Here is a 16,803-nt window from a genome sequence, read left to right as displayed (position 1 = left end):
ATGCCTATTTCACGTATTTCTGCAGCTTTTGAAAAAGCAAAAACACAAAACCGCGCAGCGTTTGTGGCGTATATGATGTGTGGTGATCCTGATCTTGAAACATCCTTTGAAGCTGTAAAGGCGCTGGCTGCAAATGGTGCGGATATAATTGAGCTGGGAGCACCTTTTACGGACCCAATGGCAGATGGACCTGCAATTCAAAAAGCAGCGCAACGTTCGCTTAAAGCGGGAACAAAGCTGGCGGACGTTCTAAGCGTTGCGAAGCGTTTTCGTGAAACGAACCAAGACACGCCGATTATTATTATGGGGTATGCAAACCCAATTCATAAAATGGGCTATCAAGCTTTCGCGGAAGCGGCCGCAGATGTTGGCGTTGATGGTGTGATTACTGTGGATTTGCCGCCTGAGGAAGACGCTGAACTCCGCACCGCATTGGGTGATTTACAGCTTGCTGTGATTCGTCTTGCGACACCGACAACGACGCAAGACCGCATGAAAGTGGTTGCGGATGGATCGTCTGGATTCGTCTATTATGTTTCTGTTGCCGGAATCACGGGCGCGGGAACGGGTGTTCAAACCGATATTAAAGCAGGTGTTGACCGTGCCAAAGGGGCATCTGGACTGCCTGTAGCTGTTGGTTTTGGTGTGAAGACGCCCGAGCAGGCTGCTGAATTTTCCCGTCTAGCAGATGGGGTTGTCGTTGGATCGGCTATTGTGGAAGAAGTACGCGCGGCGATTGAGGCGGGCGTACCTTCAGATGCTCCTAAACGTATGGGCGCACTTGTGAAAACCCTTGCTGAAGCTATTGCTGAGGGACGATCTTAATATGAGTATTTATAGAGTACAGGGAGTGTCCAGATGAGCTGGCTGACCAATCTGCCACCGGGCCTGAAAAACGTTTTCGGTAAAAAAGATACGCCGGAAAATCTTTGGATTAAATGTCCTAAATCTGGTGACCTTGTTTACAAGGATGACCTAGAAAATTCGTTGTATGTAACGCCAGCTGGTGCGCATTTGCGTATCGGTCCAGATATGCGTTTTAAAAGCATGTTTGACGAAGGTTCCTACACAGAGCTTGAATTGCCAGAAGTGGTTAAAGACCCACTAAAGTTCAAAGATGACCGCAAGTATGTCGATCGTTTGAAATCATCACGTGCGAAAACAGGCCGTGAAGATTGTATGTCTGCTGCTGCTGGTAAAGTAGGTGGCAAGAACGCCGTTATCCTTGTGCAAGACTTTGCATTTATGGGTGGATCACTTGGTATGGCAGCAGGGGAAGCTTTCCTGACCGCTGCTGAAGAGGCACTGAAAACGCGTTCAGCTTTGATCGTATTCACGGCATCTGGTGGTGCACGCATGCAGGAGGGAGCATTATCCCTTATGCAAATGCCACGCACAACGATCGCCATTTCAGAGCTTAAAGATGCGGGTTTGCCGTATATTGTGGTGTTGACCGACCCAACAACAGGTGGTGTGGCTGCGTCATATGCGATGCTTGGCGATATTCACATTGGTGAGCCAGAAGCTATGATCGCTTTTGCCGGTGCGCGTGTGATTGAGCAAACTATCCGTGAAAAACTTCCTGAAGGTTTCCAACGTTCAGAGTTTTTGCGTGAGCGTGGCATGGTAGATATGGTGGTTGATCGCCGTGAACTACCTGAAACACTTGGTAAAATTCTATCTATGCTGATGAATGGCAAAGAGGATGTGAAGCCTGTAGAGGCGGAAATTACACCAGAAAAAGAGAAAGCTCCAAAAGCTTCAGCACCGAAAGCCAAGGCTAAAACCAAAGCGAAGCCGGAAGCAGAATAACCTTGAGCGGCGGCGACGATCATACGGTAAAAGCTGCTTTGGCAGCCTTTACAGATCCGCGCGGCCGTGTGGATATCCGGTTTGGCCTAGACAGGATCAAACAGGCGCTCGCGATATTGGGTGATCCACAAAATAAATTACCGCCGACAATCCATATTGCTGGCACAAATGGTAAAGGGTCTGTAGCTGCATTTTTGCGAGCTATGGGAGAAGCATCTGATTTAGGGGTGCATGTCTTTACGTCACCTCATCTCATTCGCGTCAATGAGCGTATTCGTTTGAATGGGCGGCTTGTGACGGATGATGAATTGGTAGCTGCTCTTGAACGCGTGGAAGATACAGGCGTTGATTTAACCTATTTTGAGGCACTTACTGCGGCTGCATTTTTATTATTCAGCCAAATCCAGGCTGATTTTTGCATTATAGAGACTGGTGCTGGTGGAGAGCTTGATTCGACAAACGTTATGGTGCGACCAGATGCTTGTATTATCACGAGTATTGGACGGGATCATGAGAAAATGTTTGGGGTGTCTGACATATCCTCAATTGCCCGCACCAAAGCTGGTATTATGCGATCTGACACACCAGTCATTATTGGTGAGCAAGCTGAGGAAGACGCAACTCAGTCTTTACTTGAAGCAGCACGTGATAAAGCAGCGAATGTGATTCTGGCGGGGCGAGATTGGAAAGATTGGCTTGAAGGTGAAGCTTTTGTTTTTGAAGATAGTGCGGGTCAGATAAAAGCTCCGTGGCTTGGTTTAGCTGGCCCACATCAACGTCTGAATGCTGCCTGCGCTTGCGCTGCTATGCGTGTGCTTGGTTTGCGCGGCGTGGATGCAACCTCAATGGGGGCAGGGTTGCGGGAGGCTGTATGGCCAGCGCGTATGCAGTCCTTAAAGCGTGGTCCATTCCAGCAATCAATTGGCGCGCAAATTGTAATTGATGGGGCGCACAATCCTGCTGGTGCGAAAGCTTTTGCGGATGCGATTGCTAAACGCCACCACGATGATGATGTTTTGCCTGTTATTTTGATGGCAATGCAAAATAACAAGGATGCAGAAAAAATTATTGCCGCGATTGCACCTTATGTGTCGAGGTTTGTAATGATGCCTCTGCCAGCGGATGCTGGGCAAGAAGGTGGATCGGGTGCCGAGCCTCAACGATTAGCTGAGATTGCGCGCAATAACAAAGCAAAGGCTGATGCAGTCTCTTCACTTGAAGATGCGGTGGAGCGCCTCAAGGAACTGGCCCCTGAAATGGTGTATGTGTGTGGTTCACTATATCTTGCGGGCGCAATTTTAGCATTGAATGAAGAGAGCGTTCTCTAATACTCCCACTATTAGGGCTTGGGTGCTAAGCCGTAATCTATCAAACTTTGAGTCATTGCGGTTATAGCGTCTGGAACAGGTGTTGGTGCGCTGCCCATAAGGGAAATCGCATCGCTATTGTCTATGGTTTTGTAGACTCCAAGCTCACATAAATTACCCCTAATATCCCGATCAAAGAGTGCGAGTATTCGCACAAGAAAATCTGGTGCAGATCGGGTGGGAATTGATTTTGCGTAAGCTGGGAATGCATCTCGCAAAATATCGGCTAGTTCTTTAAATGTGAGGCTTCCTGAAGAGATTGGAATGCGTTTGCCTGCAAATTGTGTCGTGGTGAGGGCTGCAATGTGGGCTTTGGATACGTCACGCACATCAGTGGTAATAAGTGACATATTTGGAATGGCGGGCATGTCGCCTTTCAGAAAACGCAATAAAATTGTGCCAGACGTGCCGGGGTCGGTATTGTGCAGAGGCCCAGTTATGAAACCGGGATTGATAACGACTAGATCCTCACTGCGGCCGGCGTTTTTCATGAGGTCCCATGCAGCCATTTCTGCGCGTGTTTTGGACTCTGGATAGGGCATCACGTCAGCTGATTGTAAATTCGTCCAGTCCTTGCCGCTAAAATGTGCTTGGGCTGTTTTAGGGTGTCCCTGTGTGATTGCTACAGTGGAGGAGGTTAGCACGATACGTTTGATATCTGCTTTCAGGGCAGCACTTATTGCCCGCACCGTACCGTTTACTGCCGGTTCTATGAGTTCATTTTTATCTTTAGGGATTTGGGTTACGAAGGGAGATGCAACGTGAATGAGATGGTGGCAATTTTTGAGGGCGTCGTCCCAACCAGCATCTTTGAGTAGATCTAGCGTAACAAATTCTAGCCTCGATATGTCTTTTCCTAGAGATTTGAAATTTTCTCGTATAGAATTTTCTTTTTGGGGATTCCTAATACTACCCCGAACATGATAGCCCGCATCTAGCAAATCCATAGTGATTTGCCCTCCCAAGAAGCCAGATACTCCAGTGACGAAAACTATCTCAGTCATTTGCGGTAGGGTCCTGTTTTTTGAATTTGTAGATTAGAAGTGGAAGGAAACTATTAATTCTGAACGAATTGTACTAATATAGTTCAATATGTTTTGATTTAAAGTATGAAAATGTCAAAAGAGTCAGAAATATTAGTGCAAAGGCGAAATCGGATCGTCATTGCAGCGCGGAAGGTTTTTCTAGAGCGCGGCCATCGCGCCACCACTATGGAGGCGATTGCGAAAGCGGCTGGAATCGCGAAGCCAACCCTGTATGGATATTTTCCAGATAAGGATGCTGTTTTTAAATCGGTTGTGAGCACCATTGTAGAAGAAATGAAAGCAGCTTTCCTAGAAAACCTGCCCAGTGAAGGAACGCCTTCAGAGCGTATTTTTCATGCGTTGGCCTGCAAATTTCTGGTTATGCATAAAGTGTTTCATGGTTCTCCGCACAAAGCAGAATTGCTAAGTGAAGAAGGGCGTCTTTCTGCCGATGATATCCATTCATTCAAAAAATGGTTGCATAAACAAGTGGAAGATATTCTTGAAGACGCGGGATATGAAGAACCGGAGTTTATAACGAAAATCATGCTTGCAAGCATTATGGGCGTTCATTTGGAAGAGTTTGATCCGCCTACTTTTGCGCGGGGTGCACAATTGATTATCCATAAATTGTTACACTAGCCTGCATAAAAAAGCCTCGCTAGATTATCCAGCGAGGCTTTTGATTGATTAAAGGCATAAAGCATTTAGCTTTAAGCAGATTCAGCGATCCACTCTTCAATACGGCTTTTAGACATTGCGCCAAGGTGAGTTGCTGCAACTTTACCTTCTTTGAAGATCATCAATGTTGGCATTCCGCGCACACCAAAGCGGCCAGAAGTCATTGGGTTTTCATCAACATTGACTTTTACAATCTTGATTTCGCCTTCTTTTTCTTTTGCTAAAGCCTCAAGGTGAGGGCTCACTTGTTTACAAGGTCCACACCATTCCGCCCAGAAGTCGACAATGATTGTGCCTTCTGATTGGATTACGTCTTCGTCAAATTTGTCGTCTGTCGTGTTAATCACGCTCATATTCATGTCTCCGTTCGAAACTCATTGCTAATGAGATAGTGTGTTTTGAAAGAAATTACACCTAGCTTTTCTGTAAACCGCGTTGAAGTTTGCTCACAACACCGTGAGTGCCTTTAAAGCATCATCCATGCGCTGCTGATCTAGCTCCATCAATTTAGGGCCGTCCGTCCATACAAGGGCACACCGGACCTTTTTATCTGGGTAGGCTGATTCGAGGACGGCGCGATATGCGGCCATCTGCGCGGTATAGGCATCTCCTACATCTTTCTCGCGTGCGGGCGCTGGACGGTCGGTTTTGAAATCAACGATTAAGACGGCGTCCTGCGTGATGACGAGACGGTCAACTCGTCCGTTTATCATGAGACCTTTAGGTAATTTCTTGGAATTGCCGCCTACTATAGGTGCCTCAGCTCGTCCATTGGCTCCAAATATTGGATCAAACAATGGATCATTGAGGACGCTGGTTGCCCGATCAAACATTTCTTGTCGTTGATCTTCTGTCAGCTCTGAATCGCGCCGCAAGAAATGCATGGCATGTCTATGCCAATCTTCTTGAGGAATGTCAGGCAGGGTTTGCAGAAGCGTGTGGATGAGGCGTCCACGTTTTAGGCGTTCATCATTGGATTTTACGAAGGGGGGTAATACAGGAGGGTCATCTCCCAAAAGCGATGACGGCGCTGCATAGCGAACACCAGTGGATTCATGAGGCACCATTTTATGGACCCAGTCGGGCATGAAATCGAGCGCGTCTTCAGCCTTTACAGGTGCTATCTCTGGGTTCTGAGGCGCACCATATTGATAGAAAAATGGTTTTTCTTCGCCGTCATCCTCATCCTCATCTGTGTCGGGCGCTTCTATAATTTGCGCGAGATCTTTATCGACAAGGCGCCGCATGGCCTTATCGCATATTGCATACCATGAAGTGTCTGGGTGTCCTGTTTTGCTCTTTGCGCCGCCAGACCATGGACCGCATATGAGGAGGCGGTCTTGCGCGCGTGTCAGTGCCACATAGAGCAAGCGCCGATGTTCGCGTGTTGCGCGTGCCTCTGCGAGTTGGCGCAATTTTGCGGCGACAGGCGTATCATTTTTCGCTGAACCGCTCCAGATGGGCATGCCAGCGCGGCATTCGGTGCCGTCATCTTCACTGGTGAGGAGTAAATTATTATCGACACCTGATTTCGATGCGGAGCATGTGTCGGGGACGATGACGATAGGTGCTTCCAGTCCCTTAGAACCGTGAACTGTCATCACGCGCACTTCATCTTGGGGACCAGAGAGTTCACGTTTAACCTCGCCGCCTGATTTTTCAATCGTGGCAAGGAAAAGCTGCATAGAAGATGGGCCTTTGGCATCAAATCCAGCAGCGCGGTCCATAAGCGCTGTCATGGGTTCGCGGGCAGGAGCACCTAGACGTGTTTGTATGCGAGTCCAGCCATCTAGCCCATCGGCGCGGGTTGTTTCCAAGATGGCAGTGAGGAACTCATAGGGCTGTAAATGTTTGCGCTCTAAGCATTCCACCAAAAACTGACGGACAGGCTCAATGGCGGGCATCTCGCTCTCTAATACGCGCGACCAAAGGCTTGCTTGTTTTCGGTTATGAGCGAGCGGGAAAAGGTGTTCATCTTCATTGAGGCCGCCAAATGGTCCGGTTAGGATTTCAGCCAGCGTGAGATCATCTTGGGGACAAAGGACAAAACGGATCAGGTTGAGCAAATCTTGTACAGGAAGCGAGTCGAGTAGTTCGATCCTGTCTGCACCCGCAACAGGGATGTTGTGGGTTTTAAGAGATTTGATTATCGCGTCAAACAAACCGCCTTTACGGCCGCGCACAAGAATAAGCACATCGCCTGGGCGAGCGGGACGCATTTTTCCTTCATCAAAAATTGCTTGCTTTGTATCGATGATATTTTTAACCCATTCTGCGATGCGGTCTGCGAGTTCGCCTTTAGGGTTTGACTCAAGGTCTTGGCCCAATGGCGCATCCCAAGGTGTCGTTTCCTCGCTAATTTTGGGGCGCTGCAACGGCCATAACTCAACGCATCCAGTGTGATTTTTGCGGAAAGGGAGGTGGCGCATCACATTGCCATCTTCTGGCGGTTTGAGCGAGAAAGGTGCATCGCCATCAAATGCGCCCATGTCGAAAACTTCATCCACGAATGCAAGCACTTGTGGCGCTGAACGGAATGACATCAGAATGTCGGGCGTTTTGTTATCTTGCTTTGCTTTGGCGCTATCCGTGATAAATTCTTGGCGTTTTGAGAGAAATTTTTCGGGGTCGGCACCTTGGAAGGAGTAGATGGATTGTTTCTCATCGCCCACGACGAACATGGTGCGGGGTGTTTCGTGCTCTATACCTTCACCAGAGAAAAACTCTGAGGTGAGTGCTTGTAGTAATCGCCATTGATCAGGGCTGGTGTCTTGGGCTTCATCTAGCAATATATGAGACAAGCCGCCCTCCAGCTTCCACAACACCCATTGCGCCATTGAGCGTGTGGTGAGTAGGCCTGCGGCGCTTTCGATAAGGTCGTCAAAATCCATGGCGGCGCGGCGGCGTTTTTGGCGGGCATAGTCGGAAAACACGATGTTGGACAAGGTAAGTAAAGCGGCAGATCGCTCATAGGTTTCACGGGCGTTTATTTGCTCCAGCAAATTGCGCATCCGGTAAACTTCTTCGCCCTCGGGGATGGATTTGATCTGAAACAAATCTTCGATCTCAGGTGAAGATTTTGCGATTTTTACGGTGTAGGGATTGGATTTCCTGAAGACGTCTGAAGATGTCAGGAACAAGCCCTTATAGTGTGTAAATGCCTCGTGAGGTGTTTTGGCGAGGACGGTTTTTTCGAGAATTTCTGCGCTTGTCTGGTCCGTTTTAGCGCCATCATACAATGGTGCGATGAAGGGGCGGATTTTTTCTTTTGGAAAAGCAGGCCCCATCGCATATGTGATGAGGCTATCCACGCTTTCATCACCAGCGCCGACAGCTTGTTTTAAGGCTGCAAGGGCGTTATCCATGCCGCCGTGTTGCTTGATGAAGCCGGTAATTTCAGCTTGCTTGAAAAGCAATGAACGCAGCGGTCCCGCAAGGCCATTTCCACCCGCTGCAAGTGCTGCAGTTTGTAGGGCAGCTTTAATTTCGTCACTATTTTCTGGGTTCTCGTAGGCAGCATCGGCAGCTAATTTTGCCATTGCAATATCCCACAAACGTGTGGCGTCGGTGTCGTCTAATTCTTGAAATCCGGGGGCGATATTTGCTTCCAGTGGAAAGCGGCGCAATAGGCGACCACAAAACGCGTGAATAGTTTCAATGCGCAAACCGCCGGGTGTCTCAAGCGCTAAGGCAAAAAGTTCACGGGCTTTACCGAGATCTTCAGAATTGTATTCTCTTACATCGCGTTTTTGAAGATCTGCTAGCTCTTTAGCCAATTCCTTATCTGTGGCCACACACCAACCGCCCAGGCGCTTAAAAAGGCGGGCTTGCATCTCTGATGCAGCGGCTTTGGTGTAGGTCACACACATGATGGCATCAGGCTGTACACCATTGAGCAAAAGCCGCGCAACGCGGTCAATCAGGACTTTGGTTTTCCCTGATCCAGCATTTGCTGACACCCATGCGGAATGGGTTGGAGTTGCAGCATCAAATTGACCTTGAATCGTGCGTTCGTAATCTGGCCATGAAGTTGAATTGCTCATGCGTCAGCTCCTGCATCCAATGTCCATTCGTCGCGGCGGGCAAGGCGGTCATAATCTGAGACGGCCCATGTAAATTCGGCGCGGGGTTTGGAGTAATACGCCTGTGAAAGTGTAGAGTAGGAATGGATGAGTCTTAGAAATCCGTCCCGCGCTTTTTGCGCTTCTGCCATTGGTCCCTCATCCAATTTAACGGGTTTGCCATTATCTGCTTTTGTGCTGGCTGCCCCTGGTGCGAGGGATACGTAGATGAGTTCAGATGTGTCTGCTGCGGGCAATTTTTCAAAACCGCCACCATGTGCAATTAAAGCTTCCAGAGGCAATTGTGGTTCAAGCCCTGTTTCCAATTGCTTCTTGGTTTTGGGTGTTCCGGTTTTAAAATCGATAATGGCGAAGGTGTTGTCTTTCAAAAGGTCAATACGGTCGGCCTTGGCGTGAAGTATGTATTTGCGACCGGAAACTTCAAAGGTGATACTTCCTTTGATTTCCAGTTTTTTCTCACGCACGCGGGGTTCACGTTCATTTCGCCAAACAAGATAGGCGTCTGCTGCCCGAGACCATAGCGGGCGGTTCAATTCTATTGCTGTGGTTGTTTCACCTGCTGCCTTTAGCTCTTCATTGATTAGGCGCATGATATCACCGCCTTCAATTTCATAGCGTTCGACGGCTGCGTGAATTGCGGTACCGCGTCCAGCAGGGCCAGAGTCAGCACCCACAGGCGCGAGAGGCTTAAGTTTAAGCACGTCAGATGCGTAAACAGCGTAGGGGTCTCGGATAAGTGTTGCTACACGCGAAACGGAGAAAACAGTCGGGCGCGCATCAATGGGCGGTTTGGGGGCGGGCGGTTGAGCAGGCGCATAAGTACGTGCTTTACGCATTGCTCTGGCCCAAACGAGCGGATCATTTTGAGGTGTGGGATGGAGAGCTTCATCAACAGCTTCGGGCGAGCCAAGACCACCGGCTGAAAGTGTGCGTAGGCGCCATAACCAGCGCGATGCGACGGCGGGTTTATCGTCTACACGTTTGGAGCGCAAAAGCTTTACATCTGGCGCACAAGCAAGTTGTGCAAAGTCGTGCGCAGATAGTCCCAAGCGCTCTTCTGGATCAGGTAGACCCAATTTTTTACGCAAACGGCGCGGAAGGAAACTATCTGCAGCCGCAGCAGCAGGCCATGCGCCTTCATTCAGACTGGCGAGGACTATCACGTCGCGCATTTGTTGGCGCGCTTCCAGTGGTCCCCAAATAGCAAGCCTTGGGTGTTCACCGCCGCGTGGTGGTATGGCGCGTTCGGAGGCAATGGCTTCGGCAAATTCACCCCAAAGGTCGGGGGCGACCTCGCCTAACTCTTGAGAGATTTCGGCCAATGCTTCCAGATAACGCGCTGCCTCTGCGCCAACGCTTCCGCGCCAGAGGCGGGTTGAGCCTGTTTCTGCGGGTGTTGTAACTAATCGTTCTGCAAGGCGCGCAATAGAACGTGCAAAACTATTCCCATCAATTGGCTTTTGCATTGTGGAGGGGCGGATTTCACACTGGCGGGTCGCGCTGACTAGATCGCGGATCAGTTGGGCTGATTGTGCGCGTTTATTCATGCCAAGCTTGTCGGCTAATTCTTCAAGTGAATCGTGGCGGCGAGGCCCGCGCATGATGCTGTCTTTACCAAATTCATCGGCGTGGGCTTCTAGTTCGATGAGGGCAGATTGGTAATTTTCTTCATCCCACCCAATGCGCACAAGGGGATGTTTTAGCAAGGAGAGCATTTGCACTGGATCGCCTTCATCGCGAAGCCATTGAAACATGAGTGCGAATAATGCCCCGTGTGGCGTTTGCAAAAACGGCGTTCCACTGGAAGGGTCTATTTCAACGCCCCAGCGGGTTAGTAAGGCAGAAACGCGGCGTACAAGTGATCCATCAGGTGATACGAGTGCAGCGGTTTTTCCCTTTGTTTCCAATGCTTCGCGAAGCAGTAATGCAGCTGCTAATGCTTCTTCTGATTCATCTTCTGCTTCGATGAGTGTGAGGCCTTTAAGTCCTGATTCCACAAGGTGTTTTGGGCTTTCTGCGCCTGATAATACTTTGAGGCGGTCGGTCCAGTCTTTAGTAGTTGAGGCGGGGGCAAGGGCTTCGTTTATTAGCTTGCGGCGGGCTTCATTATTGGGTGTTTCAACCGCGCCGGGCCATTTGATAACATGGGATTTATCCACGCCAAGTTTGCCAAGAGCGCGTTGCAATGTGTGTTGTGGATGGCTGGGGCTGGATGCGATGGCTGACCATGCATCTTCTGAGACATCAGGGTCTAATCCGGGTAGAACAACCGCGCCTTGAGGCAAATTCATTGCAGCTTGCATGAGCAAGCGCGTGGCGGGGGTTGCCCCTGTGGACCCCGCTATGATGATGGGGTGTTTAGGTGGTTTATTGTGCCAGTTGTTAGCCAGCGCTTGCGCTGCAGCTACCCTGCGGGCCATGGGGTCGGTTGCACCTTCTTCGTCGAGGTGAGCGGGCCAATATTCTCCAACGATTTCTAGAAATTTGGCTGATAATTGCCAATGTTTAGCTAGATCGGCATCGTCAACGAGGGTCTCTAATTTGCTCCAGTCTACGCCTTCTCCCATTGCAGCTTGATCAAGCAAGCTACCCAACTGATCTGCAACAGTTAGTGCTGAGCTTGGTGGGAGAGGGTCCTCGGCTCTGAATTTTTGTACTAGATTCGCAAGTGCGCCGCGTCGTTTGGACGGGGAGAGCGGCGGTCCTAATTCTAACTCAGAAACCCCAATAGGTGCGATGGTGTGGTCATCTTCCAAATCCCCCAATACGCGGATTTCAGGTGCAATAAGGGCTTTGTGCCCGTATTTTTCCGTTGCGAGAACATGGAAAGCTTGCGCAATGGCGCGAGAGGAACGTTTGTTTGGACAAAATATTACCGCATCGGCCAATGCAGCAGGATCATCTTGCAGGTTCAGTGTTTCACTGAGAGTTCTGGCGAGTGAATCAAGAAAGCTTGTTGCGGGGGGAATCGTGAAGATACGCGGCGTGGGAAGCGTGAAGATATCTTTTGCAGCAACTAGACCCGTATTCATGTGCTATACCTTGCCTTCTTGAATTAATTTTTCTGCTTCATCTCGAGCATCTGGATCACCCACATGCATCCAGAATGGGGCTAAGACATGCCCAAAAAGGCGATTTTTCGCAGCGCTTTCATTCCAATACACATTGGCAGAGAAGCAGGAGGTTTCCATGTGGGAAATTGTTTTGGGGTTAAATGCATACATGCCAGCAAAGACATAGGGCGCAGAAGGTGCATCGCCTCGTCGGATCAGTTCGCCCGTGTCAGCAAGGTCAAAGTCACCCTTGCCGTGATATCCCATTGAATGATCGCGTTTAGCTAACAGCAATAAGCTATCCATTTGAGCGGGATTATAGGCGTTGATCAGGCTGTGAATTGTCGCGCCATTATCATTGAGCCAGAAAGCATCTGTATTACAAATGAGCACAGGGTCATCGCCAAGCAGGGGGCGTGCCTTCACGACACCGCCGCCTGTTTCTAGAAGTTCGTTGCGTTCATCTGAAATGAGAATTTCAATATCGGTGCGGTTTTTAAAATGCGTCTCTACTTGGTCTGCGAGGTAGTGCACATTAATGACGGCACGCTCTATGCCTGCGGCTATGAGATTATCAAGCGTGTGATCAATCAAACTTTTGCCTGCCACTTTGATGAGCGGTTTGGGGCAAGTATCGGTGAGGGGGCGCATGCGTGTACCTTTGCCGGCAGCCATCAGCATGGCAGTCTTGATCGTCATGGCCTAATTCCCCCCAGAACTGAGTTCCAATATGTGTGGCGCTATTGTTTTAAACACAGCGTGCATTTTTGATAATGCAGGATGTTGTAGATTTTGCGAGAGCAATTTTAGCTGACGCGGTTGGAAATCATTATATTTGGGTTTGTTATCTCGCTTGACGAGGCGCGCAAATACGCCAGCAACGCGCAGAGCATTGAGAGCACCAAGGACAGCCAGCCGCTTATCGAAAACGTCACGGGAACCGCCTGTTTCATCAAGATAAGCAATAATGGCGGCTTCGCTTGCTGTTTTGGTGACATTGCGTCGGGCGTCTTGCAGCAGCATCGCAAAATCCCATTCACCCCATCCCATGACAGCGTCTTGAAAGTCTAACAATCCAACTTGTTTTGCGCCGGTGCGTTCTGGTAGCCAGATTAAATTCTCTGCATGATAGTCACGAAGGATCAGGGATCGGGGAAAGGTGAGTGCTTGGGCAATCAAATCATCACGCGCATCATTCCAAGCGCTTCGGTCAGATGCAGAAACGCGTGTGTGCGGGTCGTACTGAGGCATCCAATCGACAAATAGGTCTGCGTTTACAGCTAAAGCCAGACGGTCAAAATCAAGGATTGGCCATTGTGTGTCGCCAGCGGGTAATGAAGGGGCAACTGGAATTTGGTGCACAATTGCTAGCGCTTTTGCAGCTGCTGCATAAAGGCGAGGTTCGCTTTCGCCTTGCTCAATGACGCGTGCAAAAATGGCATCGCCCATATCTTCAAGCAGGGCAAAGCCATATTGCAAATCAAAAGCTAAAACTTGCGGCGCTGATAGTCCAATTGCTTGAAGGTGTGCTGCGACAGCGACAAAGGCTTCAACGCGGCTTGCAGCTAGGCGAGACTGTGCGTTCCACCCCATTGCATTGCGTGTATCTTCATCAGCATCTACAGGGCAAGGCGCGCCTTCTGCCAAAATAGGGGCATCCATAAACATGATATTGGCAGAGCCGTCACGCGGTGTAAGACGTTCATACCGACGCGTTGATGCATCTGCGGCAAGAGGCGTGCGTATGGCATCTCCCAATCCATTGGCAGAAAGAAAGGCGAGGCGTTGCTGTTCGCGGGCTGTATCAGGAGAAGTTTGCAAGACGTTTTATCCAATCTTCGCCATGCCCTGTCAGGGTGGCGCTTCGGCCAGTGGCGTCTAAGTCTAAGGTGATATCAAGGCGGTAGGTGGGCAATTGTTCGCCCATGCGGGATGGCCATTCAATGAGGGTGAGACCATCAATTGTTTCATCTAGGCCAAGTTCATCCAGCTCACTTTCATCTTCAATGCGATACATATCAAAATGCCAGATAGGAAATTGCGGGGCATCATAGGTTTGGACGATTGTGAAAGTGGGACTGGGCACATCCATTTGCGCTTCGCTTAAAAGGGTGCGGATGAGTGCGCGCGCAAAAGTTGTTTTTCCCGCACCCAAATCTCCATAAAGGGCGATGACATCGCTAACGCGGAGGATGGGGGCAAGTGATTGCGCGAGGGCAAAAGTATCTGCTTCGCTTTTGAGGGAGAATTTTTTGCTGTTGGCGTCATCAGGCATTGAGAAGCGACTTTAAGTTATATCTAGAAAATAATCAGGTAATCATAGTTAACCTTGATGACAAAGGACGCGCACCGATACAAGCTATTTGAGCGGTACAATCGCAGTGGAAAGCAGTAAAATGCTTTTAAAAAGAAATGTTGGCATTTGGAAATCTACTGCTTACATCTTGCCTAAGTGGCAACTTCCTAGCAAACAGATTAGGAAAAGCGATACTGCTTAATGGTATATCATTTGAGAAGTGGTATAGATTAGGCATCTGAAAATTGAGAGAATGAGCATCAATGGCTAAAATTACATTTGTAGAATTTGACGGAACAGAACATTCAGTTGAGGCGAAAAACGGCGCGTCTGTCATGGAAGCTGCAATTCGCGACAGTATTCCGGGCATTGATGCAGATTGTGGTGGTGCATGTGCCTGTGCGACGTGTCACGTGTATGTAGATGCGAACTTCATGGACAAAGTTGGACAGCCAAATGACATGGAGCAATCCATGCTTGATTTCGCTGAGAATGTTGAAAGCAATTCACGCTTATCATGCCAGATTACTGTGAAAGATGACCTTGATGGTCTCATCGTGCGTATGCCGGAAAGCCAAGCTTAATTTAAGCGGCGAATATTGGTTTGAAAAAAGCAGCCTTCAGGGCTGCTTTTTTTGTAGCATTTGCGTTGATTTAGGAGTTGGCTTCTTGCGCCAAATCGGATGCAAGGCGCGCGATAGCAGGGGCCCAATTCTTTAGTTGATCCGGTGAATAAGTGCGGGTGTTGGGATACCAGGGCATTTGTCCTGTGCCCAATTGTGTCCAAACAGTTTTGGGCCATAACAGCCAGAAGGGCGTGCCAACTGCACCCGCAAGGTTGGTTGTAGCATTCATGGGGCCAACAACAAGATCAAGTGCTTTGCTGAGCGCTGTAATATCATCTAAGTCTTGTTTGAGGTCTATGCCTGACAGGGTGTGGATATCGATCCTGAATTTGTCTTTTGCAAGTTTTATATCAGCGTCTGCATCGCCATATTGTAGGTTGATCCATGTAATGTCTGGCGTTGTGAGGATAGGTTTCCATGCTTCAAATGCTGCGAAGCTACGACCACGTTTGACGTCCATCACGCCAGATTTCCACAAAATGCCTGATTTGCGTCCGGCGGGAAGTTTTTCCAATTCACCTTTCCAATGTGCAACACGGTCTGGATCTGGAACTAGGAAGCCATCATTTGGCTGTTTGAAGTCTGAAATATCATTGCGTAAATGCTTGAGTGGTGCGCCTAATGGAGCCCAAAGGTCGTATTTTTTTATCTCTTCGTTTTCAACGACAACACGCCTTTGAATACCGTCTGATTTTCCTGTTCTGTGGGAGAAGACTTCTATTTGTGGGAATGAACGTTTAAAGAGCGGGACAAGGCGACGCTCCACAGCCACACCTAATTGTCCTTCGGGGCCTATCATTTTCAACATATCATTGAGGACAGAAGAGAATAAAACCTCATCGCCCAGTCCTTGTTCACCAACCAGTATGAGTTTTTTGCCCTTAATGTCTTGGCTCTCCCAAAGGGGCATAGGCATTAGGAATTGCGTGAAATCAGGTGCGAAATGATTGTGACGGATTTCGTATTCTTTCCAACCTTCCTCAAGTCGTCCGACAGATAAGAGCGCGTTTGAGCGTGCGTTTAAGCTGGCGACGGCATCAAAAGTGTTGGGTTTATGCAGTTTGAGCGCGTCTTCAAAATGGATGATTGCTTGGGCAGGGTCTTTGTCGGTGAGGTGTGTGAAGCCTAAATTGTGATGTGCTTTAGCATTGTTGGGATCAAGACGAACCGCTTCGGAGTGAAACTGTATAGCTTCATCTGTTTGTAATTGATAAATTGCGGTCGAGCCAATGGCTGTCCATAATTCGGGAACTTCTGGGTGTTGATATAGCGCAGCGCGCAATAATTCGATGGAATCATCTAGCTGGCTTTTGTCACGCAAGACATTCCCTAAATTGTTTTTAGGTTGCCATGAATCAGGCGCGATTTGACCTTCCAAACGAAAGAATTGCTCGGCAACATCCAATTTACCCATGCGCCATGCCATAAGGCCGACATTGCGGTAGATTTCAGCATTTTGAGGCTCTGCTTGAATTGCGCGATTATAAAGCTGAAGCGCCACGTCGAACCGGTCAAGGCGGTCCATGGCGATGGCTGCTACGTGATTGGCGAGAGAGTCTTTTTCATTGATATCAAGTGCCGCAAGGGCTTCTTTCGCAGCTTCCGCATATTGCTCTTGTTCAAGAAGTTGAGCGGACTTGCGGCAATGCTTGCGAAGCTTTTTGATTTTGGGGGAGGCTGCGTTGATGCTGAGATTGGTGGCATCAGAAATCGCCTTCGATGACATCGTGTCGCCCACAGAACCTTCGGGGGCTGTGATATTCTGTGCAATCTCGTTCATATGTATCAGCCTCTAAAGCGTCTAAAACTAAATTTGCGCCTGTCGCATTTATGCGCGTAGCAATAGATAGGTTTTGTCAGA

Annotated in this window: 13 protein-coding genes; 5 read left to right on the top strand and 8 right to left on the bottom strand. The window is 49.0% G+C overall.

What is annotated here, in order from left to right; all coding sequences use genetic code 11:
• From trpA to ACFQS8_RS08145, 3 genes are read left to right on the top strand one after another with little or no spacing between them, the layout of a single operon-like run.
• Positions 1-825 (top strand): tryptophan synthase subunit alpha, encoded by an 825-nt coding sequence (gene trpA / locus ACFQS8_RS08155; protein WP_382166817.1) that lies wholly within the window; start codon positions 1-3, stop codon positions 823-825.
• 33 nt (positions 826-858) lie between these two features.
• Positions 859-1,812 (top strand): acetyl-CoA carboxylase, carboxyltransferase subunit beta, encoded by a 954-nt coding sequence (accD, locus tag ACFQS8_RS08150; RefSeq protein WP_382166816.1) that lies wholly within the window; start codon positions 859-861, stop codon positions 1,810-1,812.
• A 2-nt stretch (positions 1,813-1,814) separates the two neighbouring features.
• Complete coding sequence (locus ACFQS8_RS08145) at positions 1,815-3,140, top strand: bifunctional folylpolyglutamate synthase/dihydrofolate synthase (RefSeq protein WP_382166815.1); 1,326 nt, start codon at positions 1,815-1,817, stop codon at positions 3,138-3,140.
• Between the two features lie 11 nt (positions 3,141-3,151).
• On the opposite strand, the gene ACFQS8_RS08140 is transcribed toward ACFQS8_RS08145, so the two are convergent.
• Positions 3,152-4,183: an NAD-dependent epimerase/dehydratase family protein gene (locus ACFQS8_RS08140; protein ID WP_382166814.1), complete on the bottom strand. Its 1,032-nt coding sequence runs from the start codon at positions 4,181-4,183 to the stop codon at positions 3,152-3,154.
• Positions 4,184-4,294: 111 nt separating this feature from the next.
• Here ACFQS8_RS08140 and ACFQS8_RS08135 point away from each other — a divergent pair, with 111 nt between their 5' ends.
• Positions 4,295-4,846: a TetR/AcrR family transcriptional regulator gene (locus ACFQS8_RS08135; protein WP_382166813.1), complete on the top strand. Its 552-nt coding sequence runs from the start codon at positions 4,295-4,297 to the stop codon at positions 4,844-4,846.
• Positions 4,847-4,917: 71 nt separating this feature from the next.
• On the opposite strand, the gene trxA is transcribed toward ACFQS8_RS08135, so the two are convergent.
• The 6 genes from trxA to tsaE form a co-directional block, all read right to left on the bottom strand.
• A complete protein-coding gene (trxA, locus tag ACFQS8_RS08130) occupies positions 4,918-5,238 on the bottom strand; it encodes a thioredoxin (protein ID WP_382166812.1) in 321 nt (106 codons plus the stop codon).
• A gap of 93 nt (positions 5,239-5,331) precedes the next feature.
• Positions 5,332-8,928 carry a double-strand break repair helicase AddA gene (gene addA, locus ACFQS8_RS08125; RefSeq protein WP_382166811.1) on the bottom strand — a complete coding sequence of 1,199 codons (3,597 nt, stop codon included), beginning with the start codon at positions 8,926-8,928 and terminating at the stop codon, positions 5,332-5,334.
• Positions 8,925-11,999 (bottom strand): double-strand break repair protein AddB, encoded by a 3,075-nt coding sequence (addB, locus tag ACFQS8_RS08120; RefSeq protein ID WP_382166810.1) that lies wholly within the window; start codon positions 11,997-11,999, stop codon positions 8,925-8,927. The genes addA and addB overlap by 4 nt, the downstream gene beginning before the upstream one ends.
• Positions 12,000-12,002: 3 nt before the next feature.
• On the bottom strand, positions 12,003-12,719 hold the full coding sequence (locus ACFQS8_RS08115) for a nucleotidyltransferase family protein (RefSeq protein WP_382166809.1): 717 nt from the start codon (positions 12,717-12,719) through the stop codon (positions 12,003-12,005).
• A 3-nt stretch (positions 12,720-12,722) separates the two neighbouring features.
• Entirely contained in the window at positions 12,723-13,841 is a 1,119-nt protein-coding gene (locus ACFQS8_RS08110; RefSeq protein WP_382166807.1) for an aminoglycoside phosphotransferase family protein, read from the bottom strand.
• Entirely contained in the window at positions 13,825-14,295 is a 471-nt protein-coding gene (tsaE, locus tag ACFQS8_RS08105) for a tRNA (adenosine(37)-N6)-threonylcarbamoyltransferase complex ATPase subunit type 1 TsaE (protein WP_382166806.1), read from the bottom strand. Before tsaE ends, ACFQS8_RS08110 begins: the two co-directional genes overlap by 17 nt.
• 284 nt (positions 14,296-14,579) lie before the next feature.
• Here tsaE and ACFQS8_RS08100 point away from each other — a divergent pair, with 284 nt between their 5' ends.
• Positions 14,580-14,900 (top strand): 2Fe-2S iron-sulfur cluster-binding protein, encoded by a 321-nt coding sequence (locus ACFQS8_RS08100; protein WP_382166805.1) that lies wholly within the window; start codon positions 14,580-14,582, stop codon positions 14,898-14,900.
• A 70-nt stretch (positions 14,901-14,970) separates the two neighbouring features.
• Here the strand turns inward: ACFQS8_RS08100 and ACFQS8_RS08095 are convergent, their stop codons facing one another.
• Positions 14,971-16,722 (bottom strand): tetratricopeptide repeat protein, encoded by a 1,752-nt coding sequence (locus ACFQS8_RS08095; protein WP_382166804.1) that lies wholly within the window; start codon positions 16,720-16,722, stop codon positions 14,971-14,973.
• Positions 16,723-16,803: the final 81 nt, after the last annotated feature.

Origin of the sequence: Hirschia litorea (assembly GCF_042665075.1) — a bacterium.
Taxonomy (GTDB): Bacteria; Pseudomonadota; Alphaproteobacteria; order Caulobacterales; family Hyphomonadaceae; genus Hirschia; species Hirschia litorea.
Note: the sequence above shows the minus strand (reverse complement) of the source record. Positions and strands in the feature narration are given on the sequence as shown.